This is a genomic window from Sutcliffiella sp. FSL R7-0096 (genome assembly GCF_038595065.1).
Classification (GTDB): Bacteria; Bacillota; Bacilli; order Bacillales; family Bacillaceae_I; genus Sutcliffiella_A.
Genome location: NZ_CP152003.1, coordinates 4814341 through 4831445, shown reverse-complemented (window position 1 = coordinate 4831445; position 17105 = coordinate 4814341). Strand labels below are relative to the sequence as shown.

Genomic DNA, 17105 nt, shown 5'->3' with positions numbered 1-17105 from the left:
ATCCGGTTGATATCCCACCGAAAATGGTTAATATCTCACCATCTCCGGCTGATAATCCTTCCATAGTGCATGATATCCCATAAAATCCGGTCGATAACTTCTATAAAACTAGGATAAAAAGGTATCGGCCGCCCACCATTACCTCAACTCCACCAACAAACCAAGGTTTCATTTTCCAAAAAATGTGTTATGTAACTAGTAGTGCTTTTCGCTTGGTTGGGTGTCAATCGACTTACTCCGCACAAATCTATCCATTTCTCACAAAATAGTACAAATTACCCATCCTAACTCATTCAAAAATAAATAGTTTTCATCATTTTGGTATTTTTCTTCCATGTTATAGTAAAAGGTATTGAGAAATTGAAACATACCAGATGTTTACATATAAATCATAACTATTCTTTTTGAGGTGATGAACATGTCTATCGCATATTATAATGCTCTGCTCCGGGAAAAGCAGCAGCATCTCCAGCGGCTTCAAGACTGTCAAAGGCAACTTAGGGGAAAACAGCAGGAGTTTGCCAGTTTTAGAGCTTCTGTCACAAGGCCTGAACTTTCCTCGTTTACCTGGCAGGGCACACTTGCCAACCGATTTGAAGATATCAGGACAAATGGGATGCTTCATTATTATTCCGAGATGGAACAAAGTCAGTTCAGTGCCATCTTCTCCGGTATCGACAACAAAATCCAACAACTTCATCGTGAAATCAACTCACTAAAGCAAACCATCGCTTCATTAGAATTGCAGCTTGCAGAAGAACGGGCTGCGAAAAGGTACAATTAAATCAAAGGAGGTCTCCATATGAGCACAGAAATCAAAATCAAGCAAAGTGAAATAGAGCAGGCACTTACACAAATGAAATCCTCCTCAGAAGCTCTTACTTCCTCATTCCCCTCCTCTATTGGAAGCGGTAATCAATTAGATGTAGTCAATAAATTAAATGAAATTAACCGTAAATTGGAGCAGCTGACAGAAAATTATAAAGCACTCTTGCTTCATAATGAAGAAATGACCAGACAGTCTGTCCAGCAAATGGTGGAAAAAGACCAACAGCTATCCTCCAATATGCAGCTTCGGTAGCAGGAAGGAGAGAAATGGATGAAAACGCTTGAAGTATCGACCTTACAATCCGGTGTGGACCAATTGCTGACAAAGTTATCACAGCATAAAGAGCAAGTGAACTCGTTAGAATCTGCGGTAAAAAACTTCACCTCCCTCGATGATTCTTTTCGAGGCCAAGCAGGGCAGTCCATTCGGGGTTTTTACCAGGACAGCCACCAGCCTTTTCTGCAATTCTTCAAAGAAATAGTGGATACGTATGAATCCACTTTAAATGCGCTCAAGAATGAATTAAGCGGTGTGGAGCCGGCCTCAAACGGCGTAATAAAAGAAAGTTTCCTTCAGCACGAAGTAGACCAGGGATTGAACCAGGCAAGGGATTTTGTGATGGATCTGGCGGACGAAACTAATCGGAAGGTCCAAAGTGTATCTGATATCGTGTCCTTACCAAGAATTCAAGATGGTACTTTTCAAGGGCAGGTTCATGCAGCCAGGAATCATGTCGACCAAACACTTGAAAAATTGCACCGCTTTGATCAGACACAGACAAGAGCCCTTGACCCCGTAGAGCAGGGCCTTCAGTTTATGAATCAGTATGTCCAGCAAGTACAAGGCCTTTTTACAAGTGGAAGTGTCTCCATCGACACCTATAGCCCTAACTTTTGCTATGCACCAGAGTACCTCCAGAATGGTGGAAGCAGAGATCCATTCTATGGATTTTCCACAGATCCACGAGTTGTCGCAAACGGAGTGGATGCGGCCGATACTGGTAGGGATGTGCCGTTTGATTGGGATCCTACCCCGACGCTCGGTTTGAATTTTGATCAATGGAGAGAGCAGCCGATCAATGCAGCAACTAATTTAGGGGTCGTTACTGCCACGGCATATGGGGCATCCAAACGAATCAATCTTGCCAGACAAGGTTTTGGCGTGCAATTATCCAGTTATACAACCGCACAAGGAGTGACCAAGCCGCGAATTACAGTAAGTGAGCCCCAACTAGCTGGGGTTAATAAGAAAACGTATAGTGGTACCAATGCCACCAACCATCCTAAGTTGTGGAAGATGGTCAATCCCGCTGCAAGCGTGAAAGATGCCTTTAAATGGACTAGTAATCGCTTGGGTTATATTGGAGTAGGTGCTACGGTTACAGGAGATATTGTCCATGGGGTACAGACCAACCAATCTGCAAGTGAGATTGCGGGGAATGTAACGGGTGATGTAGTGGTTGCGGGAGCTTCCATTGCAGCTTCTGCGGCAGCTGGTGCTAAAATTGGAGCAGTGGCTGGTGCTGCTTTTGGAGGACCAGTCGGTGTAGTTGTTGGTGCAGCTGTTGGAGCTGCTGCAGGTATTGTTGTTACTAGTTTGCTAAGTGACTTGAAATTTATGGATGTAGATAAGGATGGGAAGAGAGATTCCATTGGAGATGCGATAAAAAAGGGAACGACAGGTATTATTAATAAAGTCGGTTCCTGGTTTGGGAAATAGATAAAAATCTAATGGTATCGTTCTGAGGTGAGCCTATTGAAAAAGCATCAAAGAGAAAACAAGATTGCATTATCATATTTAAATCTACAAACACCACAAGAAAATAGAGGAAACATCTTAGTCTTTTTCATCGTAATACTTGATTTAATTGGTCTTTTGCCACTACTTGCGTATCCATATGCATGGGATTACTTTATAGCTGCAATTGTTCCTGTAGCTATCATCCACCTTTGGGCGATCATTTATATTATTGATCCATACAGATTTGAACGCTCCTATTATTTGTTTTTCGGGATATATGGATTTATCAATACATATGTCTATTTTCTCGCTACACAAAAGCTGATGTATGCTCATTTAAATATAAGCTCCCCCATACCACTTATAGTAGGAGCAATTCTTTATGGAGGTATATTAATTACCTTTAACATTTTTAATATCAAAGCCCTGTATTCAGGGCTTTACGCTAAACTGCAAAAGAACGGGACTAATATAAATGTTTCTCCCATCATAGCAGCTTCAGGAGTGGGGTACTTCTTGGCTCAATTAATTATGTCTGTCGTCTATTCGGATTCCTTTACAGTCGTTTTATTGGTCTCCTTAATATCTTTACTATCGATTGTGACAGCATTCTTTTCAACATTCGTACATAAATATTTTTTCATTAAGAAAAATTTCAGCTTGGTGAAAGAAATTTATCCTGATTTCGGACTTCCGAAAAATCAGCGGAAAACGTTTCAAAAGAAGAAGAAAAAATAACCAAGGGGGAATGGCTTTATGAACTGGACCCTAACCATAAAAGATCTCTACCTTTTAACCAAGATGCTAGGCGCAAAAGTCCTTGTCGGCATCCCCAATCCATTCCTCAGGCATCGCGCGGATGAGATGGAACAGGAATGGGAGGCCACGTTCAAGAAGCTCCACGGCTGGGACTTGGTTGACCTAGTGGAAGGCGAGTTGCAATTTGAAGAAAATTTTATTCAAACACTGTGGGTGATGGCAAGGTCCAACATGGTCACCGAAATCATGACAGATCAAGCGGATCAGTGCCTGTTTTATTTTAGTGAGGACAGGGTGGTGGATGTGAGGAAGCGCAATGAAGAGGAGTACGATCTTCAGAACCACCCTACCCCTGATTGGACATGGAATCAAGTGATCATCCCAAGGATGTTAATGGGCGTAGAGAATATTCCTGCCCGTCAGAAAAAAAGCCTGTATCTCACACCAAAGGAATACACCACCTATTGCGGAAATGCCAAAATAGAAAACAGGGACGAGCTAGCAGAAAGGCATGCCGCACTAGAAGCCCCCGTTGTAAAACACTTGGATATTGCTATTCAGAGAAAAATACATACCAATCGCTTGATGACCTTCTACAGAGAAGACGAGCAGTGGAGGGTGGAAGGCATGCATCTATTGACATCTCCTTCCGGCAACTGGACATTAAGGATGGTGCAGAAGGACGGAAACGAAATGCTGGAGGCAAAGCAGTCAGCAGGTCAGGAGCTCTTGGAGGAGATACTAGGAGTTGTCAAAAGGGTAAAAGTAAAACGGCCTTCCTAGCTTGCAACGATTGAAACAGAAAGGTGGAGGGTGTACATGTTTAAAAAGAAAAGGAAATATGAAGATTACGCTGTTGCGATTTTGGTAGAAAACGAATTATCGCAGGAGGAATATGACAAGCTTGCCGAGCCCCTTAACGACTTAAAAGGTGTTGGCGAAGTAAGTGAAATCACAGTCGATCGATACGTAAAAGAATGGGAAGTATTAAAAAGAAAGTTTCCTGAAAGTCAGCTGTCATCGTTCCCTCGTTATGTTGTCATCAGGGTTCATGAGGATTTAGTGAATCAGGCGATAAAAGAGATGGAGCGGAAGAACAGGTGGAACAGGCTGTTCAACGCAATCCATCCAGATGAGTATATGATAGTAGAGCATAAGGTCATGTATGATTACGAGAACGCAGAATGTTACACAGATAAATTAGAAGAGGCCATTGCGTATTTGAATAATAAATAAAATGGAAAAGAGTGTCCGACTTATAATATAAAGGCTGACACTCTTTATTTATCTACAAAATTTCTAAAAATACAGAATATTATTTGAAGTAAAACTATTATTCTGGTAAAATATTTCCGAAAGCTTTTTTTGAACGATTTTACACAACAAAGGGGAGGGTTAACAATGAAAAAATTCAAGAAATTAGGTACAACTATTGTAAGCGTTTTAGCTATTAGCTCCATGCTTGTGGCATGTGGCGGTGGAGAAGGTGCTAGTGGTGGGGACGGCGAAGGTTTGGATACTAGATTGGTAACCATCGGAACGGGTGGATCGTCTGGCCCTTACAATATTATTGGATCATCTCTGGCTAACATCTATTCTGACGAATACGGGGTAAATTCCAAGTCACAGGCGACTGGTGCATCTGTGGAGAATATCAACCTGATCAAAGAAGGCAAGATTGAAATGGCCTTTGTGATGAGTGATGTGTTGACAGAAGCGGTAGAGGGAACGGGCAACTTCTCTGAAAAGGTAGAAAATGTAGCACAAGTTGCAACGCTTTATCCGAACTTTGTACAGATTGTTACGACAGAAGGTTCTGGAATTGAAACAATTGAGGACTTGGTTGGGAAACGTGTTGCAGTAGGAGATCAGAACTCAGGGGTAGAAGTGAATGCAAGAAACCTTCTTGCTGGTCACGACATTAGTTATGACGACATCACCGTTGACTATTTGGGCTATGCGGAAGCAGCTGATGGGCTCAGATCCGGATCCATCGACGCTGCATTTCTGACAAGTGGATTGCCGAATGCTTCTGTATTGGAACTCGCAAAGACAATAGATTTGAAGCTTGTATCGGTGGATTCTGCCAAAATTGAAGAAATCGCTAAAGACCAACCGTATTTTGTAGCGTTAGATATTCCTGAAGGCACATATGACAACGAAGAAGCCGTACCGACTGCAGCAATTATGAATGCACTGGTGGTTAATAGTGATCTTAGTGAAGATGATGTCTATGAATTGACGAAAACGTTCTTTGATAGCCTGGATACACTAGGAAATGCTCACCAAGCTGCTACGGAAATCTCTTTAAAGAATGCACAAGAAGGTATGGTAGCGCCAATACATCCGGGGGCAAAGAAGTTCTACGATGAACAATAAGATTTTCATTCTTGGGAGCACAGTTTTGATCGTGCTCCTTCTTTTCCTTTTTATGAAGGTTCCGACCCTTTATGTATCATATGAAGATGGCGGTTTTCCTTTAAAGGAGGACTCGTTTGAAGTCTCTTGGATCCATTCTGTTGAAAAAGAAGCGTGGATGGAAACCTATGAGAAAGAGGGGAGTCGCCTCTATTTGGTGAAGACCAGATTTAAGACGTTTGGGGCAGGCACTCCATCCGATGGGGAAGTGATCCCATCCACAGATGGCTATGTCCATATGAAAATAGACCGGGAAGTGGAATCGATCGATTTAATCGTTTCGGCGAATGTGGAAACAACGCTTACCACGGACTCAAAGGAGTACCGTCTCTATGAAATGGTAGCAGACTACGAAAGTGTAAAAATTGAAATAAAAAAACTGCCAGTGTGGGAGTTCCTAAGAGGTGAGATACAGTGACGGATAAGCAAAAAGTGACAGATCCATTAAAGGATACAGAAATGATATCGGAAGAGAAAAAGGCCGAGGTATTGGAAAAGTATGATGCAGAGTCCAAGGTCCGCAAATTTGCAAACAAAAAAATCGTTTTATTGGTTTCTGCCATCGCCATCCTTTATTCCTTATTCCATTTATATATTACTTTCAACCCAATGCCCGCCTTGCAACAAAGGGCCATTCACGTAGCGGTGGGGATTGCCTTGATCTTTGTTTTGTATCCTGTTACAAAAAAGCAGGACCGCAAAAAGGTAGCCTGGTATGACTGGATTTTATTTTTCCTGGCCCTTGGGTCCGCAGGCTATCTGATTGTAGAATACACGCAAATCGTTACTTCCCGTGGAGGGATTCCTAATACATTGGATATCCTGGTGGCCATCATGACCGTCGTTCTGGTCTTGGAGGCGGCAAGGCGAGTTACAGGCATCATTTTGCCCATCATTGCACTTATTTTCCTTGCCTATCCATTTGTCAGCCATATGAACTGGATGCCGCTTAAGATGGCAACACGTCCCTATGACCTTGGGGATATTTTTGGGCAACTATTTTTGAAAACGGAGGGTCTTTATTCCACCGCCATCGGTGCTTCGGTAAATTTCATCTTCCTGTTCATCCTGTTCGGCGCCTTCTTGGCACGTTCTGGCATGGGGCAGTTCTTCAATGACCTTGCTTTGGCTCTTGCTGGCCATAAGCAAGGGGGACCCGCAAAAGTGGCGGTCATCTCAAGTGGATTCATGGGGAGTATTAACGGTGCTGCAGTAGCAAACGTGGTTGGTACAGGAGCATTTACCATTCCTTTAATGAAAAAGATCGGCTACTCGAGAAACTTTTCCGGTGCGGTCGAGGCAAGTGCTTCCGTGGGTGGTCAAATCCTTCCGCCGATCATGGGGGCCAGTGCCTTCATCATGGCCGAAACAACGGGTATTGCCTACGGGACGATTGCGCTTGCTGCCTTAATTCCGGCTGTCCTTTACTTCCTTGGCGTCATCATGCAAGTTCATTTCCGTGCAGGAAAGGATAACCTGAAGGGCATCCCAAAAGCGAACCTGCCGAAAGTAAAGGAAATCATGAAAGAGCGCGGTCATTTATTACTACCGATCGTCTTTTTGATCGTATTGCTTTATCAAAACCTTCCAATTGCGCACGCTGCGTTCTATACCATCATATCGACGGTAGTTGTGGCGGCATTCAGGAAGAACACAAGAATGTCCTTCAAGGATATACTTGGAGCGCTTGAAAATGGGGCGAGACAGTCCCTATCCGTTATGGTGGCCTGTGCGGTGGTGGGAATCATCATTGGTGTTGTCAGCTTGACGAGCTTCGGTAATGTGATGACATCATCCATCACAAGCCTTGGGGCAGATTCCTTGTTCCTAACGCTGTTCTTCACGATGATTGCGTCCATGGTATTAGGAATGGGGTTGCCATCCATCCCTGCTTATATCATTACGGCTACGATGGCCGCTCCTGCTTTGGCGGAGTTCGGCATTCCTATCCTGGTTGCGCATATGTTCGTGTTCTATTTCGGGATTTTTGCCAATATCACACCACCTGTGGCACTTGCAGCATTTGCCGGTGCTGGTATTTCAGGTGGCGATCCGATGCGAACCGGTTTCAATGCCTTGAAGCTGTCCATCGCAGGTTTTATCATTCCATATCTATTTGTCTATAACCCTGCGATGTTAATGATTGACACGACAGACGTCGCGATAAATGCAAGGGATTTCGCCATGCCTCCGATCATGGAGATCCTTTTAATATCTGTAACAGCCATCATCGGAATTATCGCGTTGAGTGCAGCGGTGGAAGGCTATTTCAGAACAGGGCTGAATGTTTTATTGCGTATCCTGATGGGTGCTGGTGCGCTAATGATGATCCTGCCTGAATCCAATTCAGATATTTACGGTATTATCATTGTGGGTGTGACAATGGCAATCAATTTTATCCAAGGAAAGAAGCAAGAAGAGAAACCCAATGTAACGGTATAGTAAAAAGCAAGGTCCCAGTATGTTGATAGGGTCCTTGCTTTTTTTTAGCTTATCTTTTTATTACGGTGTACAAGCCGCTTCCGCTTCTCTTTGAACCAGTTAAAAAATGCGCTCGCTTCTTCCCTCGACACTCCATGAAGTTCACTTATGTGAAGAGGGTTTGCCCGATTTTGAAAGTACAAAGAGGCAATCCCGAATTTTCTCTGCAGCCAGGAATGTTCAACCGACACCTGTTGAATTCGTTTGTAATGTGTAATAAATGTTTCGTTTGTAAGTCCACCCTTGCGTATCTGAACGGTGTTTTCTTGGCGGAGATAACTGGTAAAAAAATAGTCCAATATGCGAGTAATCAGTGTGACTGCAAAAATAATACCGGCAATCCAGATCCATTCCTTTTTGAAGATAAAAAGCCCGATAGCTGTAATGATAGTGAAGTAGTAAGGGACCAGCAATTTGTACCAGAGCACTTTAATTGGAAATCGGTCCATTTTTTCTTGAATTGGATATTGTGGCAACAAGGTCTCCATAAGCTGATATGCCTCCTGTTTAGGCATAAAAGGATAGAGAGAACTTGTCTCCTGCTCTTCTGTTTTCATCGCGCCAACACTGATCAATTTTACAGAGGCAAGACCCAGAAGGCGTTTAATCATTGATTGCTCCACTACAACAGCTTGTACTTTTTCTTTTTGAATGACAAAACTGCTCGTGCTTCCTACCCCTTTTTTTATATAAATCCGCGCTTCATCGTCACTGATTTCATAGTTACCATACTTAATGGTTGTTTGCAAATAGCCGATGCCTACGGAAATGGCCATTGCCAGCACAAAAAGGATGATCAGCATCCACCAATGCAAAAGCAAATAATCAAATGCTCCTTCTGCTGTATCCTCTACATCGAAGAAATCGGCCAGGTTGAAATAAATCGTAGATAGCAAGGGGAAAATGGCCAGAAAGCTTAAGGAAGTAAAGGATGCCTTCAATGAATCTCTTTTGTTGGAACGGAAATGGATCTTCCTTCCTGCTTGCCCTACCTTGATATCGGTGTTTTCCTCGGTCTCAGGATTTTTATTTTCAAGTCTAGATAGGATTCGCTCCTTTTCATCTGCTTTCAGTACAGGAAAATAAACCGCTGCTTCCTCAAGGGAAGTTCCTGTTTCAAGTGTCAACGAGGTCAAGCCTAACCATTTATGCAAGAAAGTGGTTTTGGTTTGATGATTTTGTATCTTATCAAAAGAAACGGTCCGATGCTCTTTTACAAAGATCCCTTCTTTAAGGGCAATAGAATCTCCTACCACTTCGTATCGATAGAAGACCCATTTTAATAGAATCATAATCAGCGTCCAGCCGATACCAACCAAAAAGAGGTAACGTCCCCAAATTACCCATTCGGATGTAGAGTTGAATTTTAAAACAAATAGGAAGAGAAAGATGGCGATGGAATTCTTCATCAGCTTGACTACCTCAAACATCATCCACGCTGGATGAAATCTTTTCACCTCTTGGGTCATCAATCTTCCTCCCCTTCAGCCAAATCACTTTCTTTCACCTTTGCCAGTTGTGCTATTTTTACTTTTAACAATTTGGCCTTTTTTGCGGGAATGGCGGGAATGGTATGTTGGCTAGTGGTAGTACCTATTATAAGGTTGTATAGTCCGTACTTTCTCATGATCGGTCCTTGCTCTGTCCGGACAAATTCCACTTTTTCCATGGGTACCAACGTATGACTTTCATTCCATCTTCCATTTTTCATCTGAATGAATTCCTCATCGATCTCATAACGCCATGTTTTTTGTAAAAAAACCGGCTCTATAAAAATGGAAAATATAGCGGACAGCCCAATTAGCCCAATTAGTACAAATAAACTGATTTGTATCCAACTGTACCAATTAAAGTGCTCACTGCAATATAGGAGGATTCCTAAAACCATGAGCGCAATGCCATGTCCTATCGTATTAGAAATGCGCCATACTTGAACGGCTTGATTGGCAATCTTCTCACTTGGTTCATTCATTGTTATATACATATTATTCACACTCCTACTACCTATACGATCCGGTCAAAAGGAAAGTTTCAGTAAAATATTATCAAAGGTTAAGGAGAAGCTATCTCAGGGAATAAAGGGATTAAATCGGACTAAAAACTAGAGGAAGAAGAGCATGTTACTGAAATATTTTTATGATGAAAGCTTGGCGCAGGTCTCTTAGATTTGAAGACATGAAAAAGCAACAAAGTATACAAAAACAGCCAATAGCACTTAAAAGGTGCCATTCCATTAAAAGGCACCTTTCTTTAATTGACCTTAGAACGAAAAGGGATGATATAGATCCCATCGTCTCTCATCCAGTCGGCATATAATACATCATCTACCTTGGAATAACCTTTAGAGCGGACCTGATGCTCAAGCCATTCCAAGTCAAAGCCTAGGTCTTTCACATTGTCTTCCAAGACCTCGCCATCAATAATCAAAGATGTACTTAGGTAGGTCGGTTGAGGCGGGATTTGTAGATCTTGAAGAGTAACTTTCTGGTATTTACTTTTCTTTAGTATGCTGATAGAACCATTGGATTCCAGGATGGCAAAGGCGACTTCTCTTATAGAGAAGGTCTCACTTTGTCGTAATACACTAAGCAACTGATTAATATTCATGCGGTTCTTCTTTAGTTGATAGCGGTCAATCTGCCCATCTCGGATGATAATGGATGGATTTCCTTCCAATACGCCTCTTAGCTTCTTGAATTTCAAAAGCAACTTTTCCATGATTACCAATAAAACTCCCCAAGTGAAAATAGTGAAAAAAATATAAGCAATATGGACCTTCTCTTCATAGATTCCGTTCCCAAGTAGCTCTGAAAGAACAATGGCGGATATAAAATCAAAGGGGGTCAACTGCTTAATGGTGGTTTTCCCAAGTATTTGTGTAATCGTGAATAGCATAAAGAACCCCAATACAACTTTTAGCAAAATTTCTATCCAATTAAGTTCCACTTTAAAAACCTCTCCCTACCAATTCAGATCTTTCTCTTTATCTAGCAGTCTGTACGAAAAATAGAGCTTTTAATCTTTATAAACGGCTCGAAATAGAGAGTTTCACGTGAAACATAAAAAAATTTCAGAAAAAGACTAAAATAGCATTGACTTGAGAATTATTATCATTAAAATAGTAAATGAGAGTGATTATCATTTTTAGTGAAACTAATATATTTATAGGGAGTGTACATAGTGAAGAAGTTTACTGTCATCTTAAGTATGATGCTAGCTCTAATGTTGGCATTAACGGGCTGTGTGAGCAGCACTAATAACAACGGAAATACAGCTTCTCAAGGCAACAATACAGAAGAAGGTACAAACGAAGAAGCAACAAATGAGCAAGAATCCGGAGAAGTGAACGTATATACAAGCCGCCACTATGAAGCGGATCAAGCACTCTACAAAAAGTTTGAAGAAGAAACTGGAATCAAAGTGAACGTGGTAGAAGGTAAAGGCGAAGAGCTAATGGAGCGCTTAAACATTGAAGGAGAAGCAACAGAAGCGGATGTATATATCACAGCTGATGCTGGTAACCTTCACCAAGCAAAAGAGCGCGAACTATTACAAGCAGTTGAAAGTGATGTCCTAGCAGAAAACATTCCAGAAAAATTACGCGATATGGACAATCATTGGTTTGGTTTGACAAAACGTGCTCGTGTCATTGTCTATGATAAAGAGCGTGTAAGCCCTGAGGAGCTTTCCACTTATGAGGCTCTGACTGAACCGGAATGGAAAGACCGTGTGGTTGTAAGATCTTCTGAAAATATGTACAACATGTCTCTTTTAGCATCTTTCATTGACATCATGGGAAGAGACCAAGCAAAAGAGTGGGCACAAGGGATTGCAGATAACATGGCCCGTGACCCTGAAGGTGGAGACCGCGACCAAGCCAAAGCCGTAGTAGCAGGCGAAGCAGATGTAGCGATCATGAACACGTACTATATCGGTGTTATGTTAAATGGAACGGATGAAGAAGAGAAGAAGGTTGCTGAAAACGTTGGCGTATTCTTCCCGAACCAAGAAACAACAGGAACGCACATCAATATCAGTGGTGCAGGTGTTACTAAGCACGCGAAAAACAAAGAGAATGCCATCAAGTTCATTGAGTTCCTAAGCGGCGAAGAAGCACAAGGCCAATTTGCCGAAGCAAACTCTGAATACCCTGTAAATGCAAATGTAGAACCTTCCGAGCTATTAAAATCTTGGGGTGAGTTCAAGGAGCAAGACATCAACCTCTCCAAATTGGGTGAAAACCAACAAGAAGCAATCCGTATCTTCAATGAGGTTGGCTGGAAATAAAAAATGAACAAACCATGAACCGAAGCACACCAGATAGTGCTTCGGTTCTATTTATTTGCAATCTTCTGTTCCATTTGAGAATGATTTTCGTTATAATTTAGAATGGAGAAACAAAGAGGCAACAGGTCTTTACCAACGAAGGATGTGTCATCTGTGGGTCGGTTTCATTGGTCAAGGGTGCGCCATAAAGGATGGGCTCTTGCTAGTCTTCTATTTATAACGATTATATTAATACCTAATTTACTGATAGCCGTTGAATTCTTTACAGAAGGAAATGACAACTGGCTTCATATAAGAGAATACTTACTGAAGGACTATCTTCAAAATACAGTAGTAATCATTATTTTCACGTCACTTGCGACGATGCTGATCGGAACAAGTCTTGCCTGGCTGATCACTATTTATCAGTTTCCGATGCGAAACTTTTTGAAGTGGGCGCTGATTCTTCCGTTGGCGATTCCGCCATACATTGCCGCTTATACGTTTCACGGCATTTTAAATTATACCGGTGTCATACAGACGACCCTGCGCAATTCGTTTGATATGCAGGTTAATCAGTCATACTTCAATATTATGAGCATTCAGGGAGCTATCTTCATTTTTACAGTTACGCTGTTTCCATACGTATACGCTATTACGAGAAGCTTTTTCCAGAACTTATCTGCATCCGTATTAGAGAATGCAAGATTGCTAGGCGGAAATGATATAGATACGTTCTTCCGGGTCGCTTTGCCGATCTCTCGGGCTGCAATTGTTGGGAGTGTGACGCTCGTTATCCTAGAAGTACTGAATGATTATGGGGTAACTAGCTATTTTGGCATACAGACTGTGAGTACCGCCATCTTCCGTACATGGTATGGGATGATGGATTTGGATTCCGCTTTGAAGCTGGCAGGGACTTTGATGGTCATCGTGATGGTCGTCCTCATGTTTGAAAGGATTCTAAGGGGTAGGAAAAAATTCTTTGATCCCTCTTCCAAAGTTCGTCCGATCCAGCCGAAAAAACTTACGGGAGCTAAAGCCTGGGGGGTTTTTGCTTATTGTTTCGGGATTTTTACCATCGCATTCATCATTCCGTTACTTCAGTTGTTGCGCTGGGCGTTCATGACGTATGAGAAGGTATTTAATGCACAATTTATTACCCTTGCTAAGAACTCTGTTTTCGTAGCAACGATTGCATCACTTATCATCATCTTTGTGGCACTGATCATATCCAACTATACAAGGCTGCAATCAGGCCTTTTGACCAAGTTCATTTCAAGGGTGACGACACTTGGCTATTCCATTCCTGGTGCTGCCATAGCTATTGCAGTCATTACGATATTCATGTCATTGGATCAGTACATTGTGACCTTCCTGGCGCAATTCAACCTGAAACCGGAGTTTGTGTTACGGACGACCCTGGGGATGTTGATATTCGCTTATGTGATACGATTCCTTGCCATTGGATTTAACAATATTGAGGCAGGCTTTGAAAAGATAGGGAACAGATACTCGGAAACCTCGAGGATGCTTGGAGCATCGACTCTGAGGACGTTTTTCCTTGTAGACCTTCCGCTATTGCGCGGTGCGATCGCTAGTGGATTTATCTTAGTATTTGTGGATATTCTAAAAGAATTACCGTTAACTTTGTTCCTACAGCCGTTCAATTTTTCCACACTCGCCACACAGGCTTTCAAATATGCAAATGATGAACGAGTACAGGAGGCTTCCATCGCTTCCCTGATGATCATCTTCATAAGTGCTTTGTGTATCTTTATTTTTCACCGAGTACTTGATAAGGAGGCAAACTAAATGTTTATCCAGATCAGAGACTTGCAGTTCCAGTATAAAAATACGAAAAAGAATACGCTCGACCATATCCAGGTCGATATTGAGCGCGGGGAGATCGTTTCCATCCTAGGAAAAAGCGGAAGCGGAAAGAGTACTCTGTTACGTATCATTGCAGGACTCGAAAACCCTACGTCTGGAAGCATGAAAGTAAACGGGGAAGTGATGTTTGATCCCAAAACATTCATTGTACCGGAAAAGCGCGGAATAGGAGTGGTATTCCAAGATTATGCTTTGTTTCCACATATGACGGTAGCCCAGAACATCAAGTATGGATTACGAAAGAAGAACAGAAAAGAAAAGCAGGAGCGGCTAGAAGAAATGCTCAGCTTAATCAATTTAGCTGAATACGGACATCGTTATCCATACGAGCTAAGCGGGGGGCAACAGCAGCGTGTGGCCCTTGCCAGAGCCTTAGCGCCCGCACCGTCGCTACTGCTCCTTGACGAGCCGTTCAGTAACCTAGACGCCCATCTGCAAGAGAAAATCCGTGACGAGTTAAAAGAGATCCTGAAGAAAACAGGCATCACCTCCATCTTCGTCACCCATGACTTTGCAGACGCCAAAGCCATTGCTGACCGCATCCTCTATATTGACGAAGGTCAACTAGTGAATAGGGCCTGTGACTTGGTAATGAGTTAAAGGGATAAAAGGGGTCTGACCCTCACCTCTTTAAAGCGGTGAAGGTCAGACCCCTTTTTTATTTCTTCAACAACAAATACATAAAATAAGGCGCTCCAATCAATGCGACCATGATGCCTGCTGGAATTCCACTATCGATCAGGTTGCGTCCGATTGTGTCGGCAAACAATAACAGCCAGCCACCAATGAGGATCGCTACGGGGAGAAACAGTTGATTTCGAGGCCCGACCAAGGATTTGGCCATATGGGGTGCCATCAACCCGACGAAGGCAATTCCACCTGTCACCGAGACCGCCGAAGCTGCCAACGCCACTGCCGTCAACAACAATACCACGCGCTCTTTTTCAAGCGATACCCCAACCCCGATGGCCACAGGTTCACTCATGCCAAGCAAGTTCAAACGATTAGCCCTATATAAGGTAAAAGGAACCAACACAAGCAGCCAAGGCAATAAAGCCAGTATAAATGGCCAATCCGATCCCCAAATGTTACCTGCCAACCATTTGGCGATGAAATCCACTTTTACACGCTCAGCAGAAGAAATCAAGATGATCATCATACCCGAAAGTGCCATCGAAAAACCGACTCCCACCAATACGAGCCGGACAGGCTGAAGACCGCCAACCCTCTGATAAGAGAACAAATAAATCAATATTGCCGTAATCAGCGCACCTAAAAAGGCAACAGCTGGTAACATATAGACAAATGAGCCCACATTAATCGGAACGTATAAGAAGAAAATGGATATAGCTACCCCTGCTCCTGCATTAATCCCGATGATCCCTGGGTCCGCCAAGTCATTTCGGGTAATCCCCTGTAGAATGGCACCTGATAATGCGAGCGCCATGCCTGCAAGAATCGTGATCACAATACGTGGAAGCCTGATGGAAAACAAAACAAACTCTTCTTTAAAAGTCCCTTGCCCCAAAATCGTTGGTATCAACCGATCAAATGCCAAGGAGGCAGGTCCCACGCCAATACCGACAACTACGGTGATCAAAATTAGTAAAGTTAAAAGAAAAACCATTATACGTTGTTTTTTTATAATAGATGGATGGATCATGAGAATGCTTTCCCTCCTTTACGGACAATGACAAGGAAGAAGGGGAGCCCGACCATTGCAACGATAGCAGCTACTGGCGTTTCAAAAGGTGCGTTGATGGTGCGGCCCAATGTATCTGCGAAAAGCATGAAGATGGCTCCAACTATCGCGGACATCGGCAAGATAAAGCGGTAATCCGTTCCCACGATTGCGCGCACGATATGTGGGACCATCAGCCCGATAAAGGCCATATTCCCGACAAGTGCTACAGAAGCACCCGTCAATAAAATAATTACGACAAACAATATCCCTTTGACCACCGCAATCTTTTGCCCCAACCCAACAGCAACTTCCTCGCTGAGACTGAGGATGGTAAGCTGTCTGGAAAGGTAAAGCGCCACAAGCAAACCAACCGTAATCAAAGGGATGATTAGTTGTAGTTGCCCCCATGTGGTCCCGATAATCCCACCGGCTGTCCACATAGAGACATTTCGTGATAGTTTAAAGGTCAATGCTACTCCTTCAGCGATGGCAAAAAGAAAGGCGGAGACTGCTGCACCAGCCAGAACGATGCGAAGAGGAGAAAATCCGCCCTTTTTCATCGCACCTAACCCAAATACCATGATCGCCCCTACTGCGGCCCCAATAAAACAAGCAATGGTGATTCCGTAGTAGTTAATAGAAGGAAAGAATGCCAGGGTAATAGCAAGGGCAGCGTTCGCCCCAGCCGTCAAACCAAGCAGTCCTGGATCTGCAAGAGGGTTTCTGGTCATTCCCTGCATAATGGCACCTGCAACCGACAAGCCGGCACCCACAAATATCGCAGCTACTTCACGTGGCAGCCTTATTTCACGGAGGATCAGTATTTTATCTCCACTTGAATTGGGAGAAGTTAAGGCCAACCACACATCCCGAATGGTAGTGTCAGCAGCCCCGAAAACCATAGCAGCAAAAAACACCGCCACAAAGACGATGAGCGCCACAATAAATTTAATTGTAAAGGGAATGCTTCTTTCTAGCGCAATCTTCATATTCCTCATCTTTTCTATATCAGAATGGAGCTATAACCTTGTTGAC

At 42.9% G+C, this 17105-nt stretch carries 17 protein-coding genes; 12 read left to right on the top strand and 5 right to left on the bottom strand.

Annotation, left to right across the window (positions count from 1 at the left end):
• Positions 1 to 418: 418 nt before the first annotated feature.
• The 9 genes from MKY77_RS24630 (at position 419) to MKY77_RS24590 (ending at position 8188) form a co-directional block, all read left to right on the top strand.
• Positions 419 to 784 carry a DUF5082 family protein gene (locus MKY77_RS24630; protein ID WP_339148208.1) on the top strand — a complete coding sequence of 122 codons (366 nt, stop codon included), beginning with the start codon at positions 419 to 421 and terminating at the stop codon, positions 782 to 784.
• Positions 785 to 802: 18 nt separating this feature from the next.
• Complete coding sequence (locus MKY77_RS24625; protein WP_339148207.1) at positions 803 to 1081, top strand: YwqI/YxiC family protein; 279 nt, start codon at positions 803 to 805, stop codon at positions 1079 to 1081.
• Positions 1082 to 1099: 18 nt separating this feature from the next.
• Positions 1100 to 2548, top strand: a complete 1449-nt coding sequence (locus tag MKY77_RS24620) for an LXG domain-containing protein (RefSeq protein WP_339148206.1) — start codon at positions 1100 to 1102, stop codon at positions 2546 to 2548.
• 36 nt (positions 2549 to 2584) lie between these two features.
• A complete protein-coding gene (locus tag MKY77_RS24615) occupies positions 2585 to 3307 on the top strand; it encodes a hypothetical protein (protein ID WP_339148205.1) in 723 nt (240 codons plus the stop codon).
• 18 nt (positions 3308 to 3325) lie between these two features.
• Positions 3326 to 4111 (top strand): hypothetical protein, encoded by a 786-nt coding sequence (locus MKY77_RS24610; RefSeq protein WP_339148204.1) that lies wholly within the window; start codon positions 3326 to 3328, stop codon positions 4109 to 4111.
• A 36-nt stretch (positions 4112 to 4147) separates the two neighbouring features.
• Positions 4148 to 4564 (top strand): hypothetical protein, encoded by a 417-nt coding sequence (locus MKY77_RS24605; protein ID WP_339148203.1) that lies wholly within the window; start codon positions 4148 to 4150, stop codon positions 4562 to 4564.
• Positions 4565 to 4729: 165 nt separating this feature from the next.
• Positions 4730 to 5707 (top strand): TAXI family TRAP transporter solute-binding subunit, encoded by a 978-nt coding sequence (locus MKY77_RS24600; RefSeq protein ID WP_339148202.1) that lies wholly within the window; start codon positions 4730 to 4732, stop codon positions 5705 to 5707.
• Positions 5697 to 6164 (top strand): DUF1850 domain-containing protein, encoded by a 468-nt coding sequence (locus MKY77_RS24595; protein WP_339148201.1) that lies wholly within the window; start codon positions 5697 to 5699, stop codon positions 6162 to 6164. The genes MKY77_RS24600 and MKY77_RS24595 overlap by 11 nt, the downstream gene beginning before the upstream one ends.
• Before the next feature lie 41 nt (positions 6165 to 6205).
• Entirely contained in the window at positions 6206 to 8188 is a 1983-nt protein-coding gene (locus MKY77_RS24590) for a TRAP transporter permease (RefSeq protein WP_339149912.1), read from the top strand.
• 44 nt (positions 8189 to 8232) lie between these two features.
• Here the strand turns inward: MKY77_RS24590 and MKY77_RS24585 are convergent, their stop codons facing one another.
• The 3 genes from MKY77_RS24585 to MKY77_RS24575 form a co-directional block, all read right to left on the bottom strand.
• Positions 8233 to 9696, bottom strand: coding sequence for a PH domain-containing protein (locus MKY77_RS24585; protein WP_339148200.1), 1464 nt, complete (start codon positions 9694 to 9696; stop codon positions 8233 to 8235).
• Positions 9696 to 10211 (bottom strand): PH domain-containing protein, encoded by a 516-nt coding sequence (locus tag MKY77_RS24580; RefSeq protein ID WP_339148199.1) that lies wholly within the window; start codon positions 10209 to 10211, stop codon positions 9696 to 9698. Before MKY77_RS24580 ends, MKY77_RS24585 begins: the two co-directional genes overlap by 1 nt.
• A 266-nt stretch (positions 10212 to 10477) precedes the next feature.
• Complete coding sequence (locus MKY77_RS24575; protein WP_339148198.1) at positions 10478 to 11173, bottom strand: DUF421 domain-containing protein; 696 nt, start codon at positions 11171 to 11173, stop codon at positions 10478 to 10480.
• A gap of 234 nt (positions 11174 to 11407) precedes the next feature.
• Between MKY77_RS24575 and MKY77_RS24570 the strand changes: the two genes are divergently transcribed.
• The 3 genes from MKY77_RS24570 (at position 11408) to MKY77_RS24560 (ending at position 14986) form a co-directional block, all read left to right on the top strand.
• Complete coding sequence (locus tag MKY77_RS24570; RefSeq protein WP_339148197.1) at positions 11408 to 12514, top strand: Fe(3+) ABC transporter substrate-binding protein; 1107 nt, start codon at positions 11408 to 11410, stop codon at positions 12512 to 12514.
• 153 nt (positions 12515 to 12667) lie between these two features.
• A complete protein-coding gene (locus MKY77_RS24565; protein WP_339148196.1) occupies positions 12668 to 14308 on the top strand; it encodes an iron ABC transporter permease in 1641 nt (546 codons plus the stop codon).
• Positions 14309 to 14986, top strand: coding sequence for an ABC transporter ATP-binding protein (locus MKY77_RS24560; RefSeq protein ID WP_339148195.1), 678 nt, complete (start codon positions 14309 to 14311; stop codon positions 14984 to 14986). It abuts the gene before it with no gap.
• A gap of 58 nt (positions 14987 to 15044) precedes the next feature.
• Here MKY77_RS24560 and MKY77_RS24555 read toward each other — a convergent pair whose 3' ends face one another.
• Both MKY77_RS24555 and MKY77_RS24550 read right to left on the bottom strand, forming a co-directional pair.
• A complete protein-coding gene (locus MKY77_RS24555; RefSeq protein WP_339148194.1) occupies positions 15045 to 16049 on the bottom strand; it encodes an iron ABC transporter permease in 1005 nt (334 codons plus the stop codon).
• The gene (locus tag MKY77_RS24550) at positions 16046 to 17059 is read right to left on the bottom strand and encodes an iron ABC transporter permease (protein ID WP_339148193.1); all 1014 of its coding nucleotides are present in this window, start codon (positions 17057 to 17059) and stop codon (positions 16046 to 16048) included. Before MKY77_RS24550 ends, MKY77_RS24555 begins: the two co-directional genes overlap by 4 nt.
• Positions 17060 to 17105: the final 46 nt, after the last annotated feature.

Bases quoted from the DNA above. Each gene is read 5' to 3' on its own strand.
- MKY77_RS24630 (WP_339148208.1), top strand. From the start codon at position 419: ATGTCTATCGCATATTATAATGCTCTGCTCCGGGAAAAGCAGCAGCAT.
- MKY77_RS24625 (WP_339148207.1), top strand. From the start codon at position 803: ATGAGCACAGAAATCAAAATCAAGCAAAGTGAAATAGAGCAGGCACTT.
- MKY77_RS24620 (WP_339148206.1), top strand. From the start codon at position 1,100: ATGAAAACGCTTGAAGTATCGACCTTACAATCCGGTGTGGACCAATTG.
- MKY77_RS24610 (WP_339148204.1), top strand. From the start codon at position 3,326: ATGAACTGGACCCTAACCATAAAAGATCTCTACCTTTTAACCAAGATG.
- MKY77_RS24605 (WP_339148203.1), top strand. From the start codon at position 4,148: ATGTTTAAAAAGAAAAGGAAATATGAAGATTACGCTGTTGCGATTTTG.
- MKY77_RS24600 (WP_339148202.1), top strand. From the start codon at position 4,730: ATGAAAAAATTCAAGAAATTAGGTACAACTATTGTAAGCGTTTTAGCT.
- MKY77_RS24595 (WP_339148201.1), top strand. From the start codon at position 5,697: ATGAACAATAAGATTTTCATTCTTGGGAGCACAGTTTTGATCGTGCTC.
- MKY77_RS24590 (WP_339149912.1), top strand. From the start codon at position 6,206: ATGATATCGGAAGAGAAAAAGGCCGAGGTATTGGAAAAGTATGATGCA.
- MKY77_RS24585 (WP_339148200.1), bottom strand. From the start codon at position 9,696: ATGACCCAAGAGGTGAAAAGATTTCATCCAGCGTGGATGATGTTTGAG.
- MKY77_RS24580 (WP_339148199.1), bottom strand. From the start codon at position 10,211: ATGTATATAACAATGAATGAACCAAGTGAGAAGATTGCCAATCAAGCC.
- MKY77_RS24560 (WP_339148195.1), top strand. From the start codon at position 14,309: ATGTTTATCCAGATCAGAGACTTGCAGTTCCAGTATAAAAATACGAAA.
- MKY77_RS24555 (WP_339148194.1), bottom strand. From the start codon at position 16,049: ATGATCCATCCATCTATTATAAAAAAACAACGTATAATGGTTTTTCTT.
- MKY77_RS24550 (WP_339148193.1), bottom strand. From the start codon at position 17,059: ATGAAGATTGCGCTAGAAAGAAGCATTCCCTTTACAATTAAATTTATT.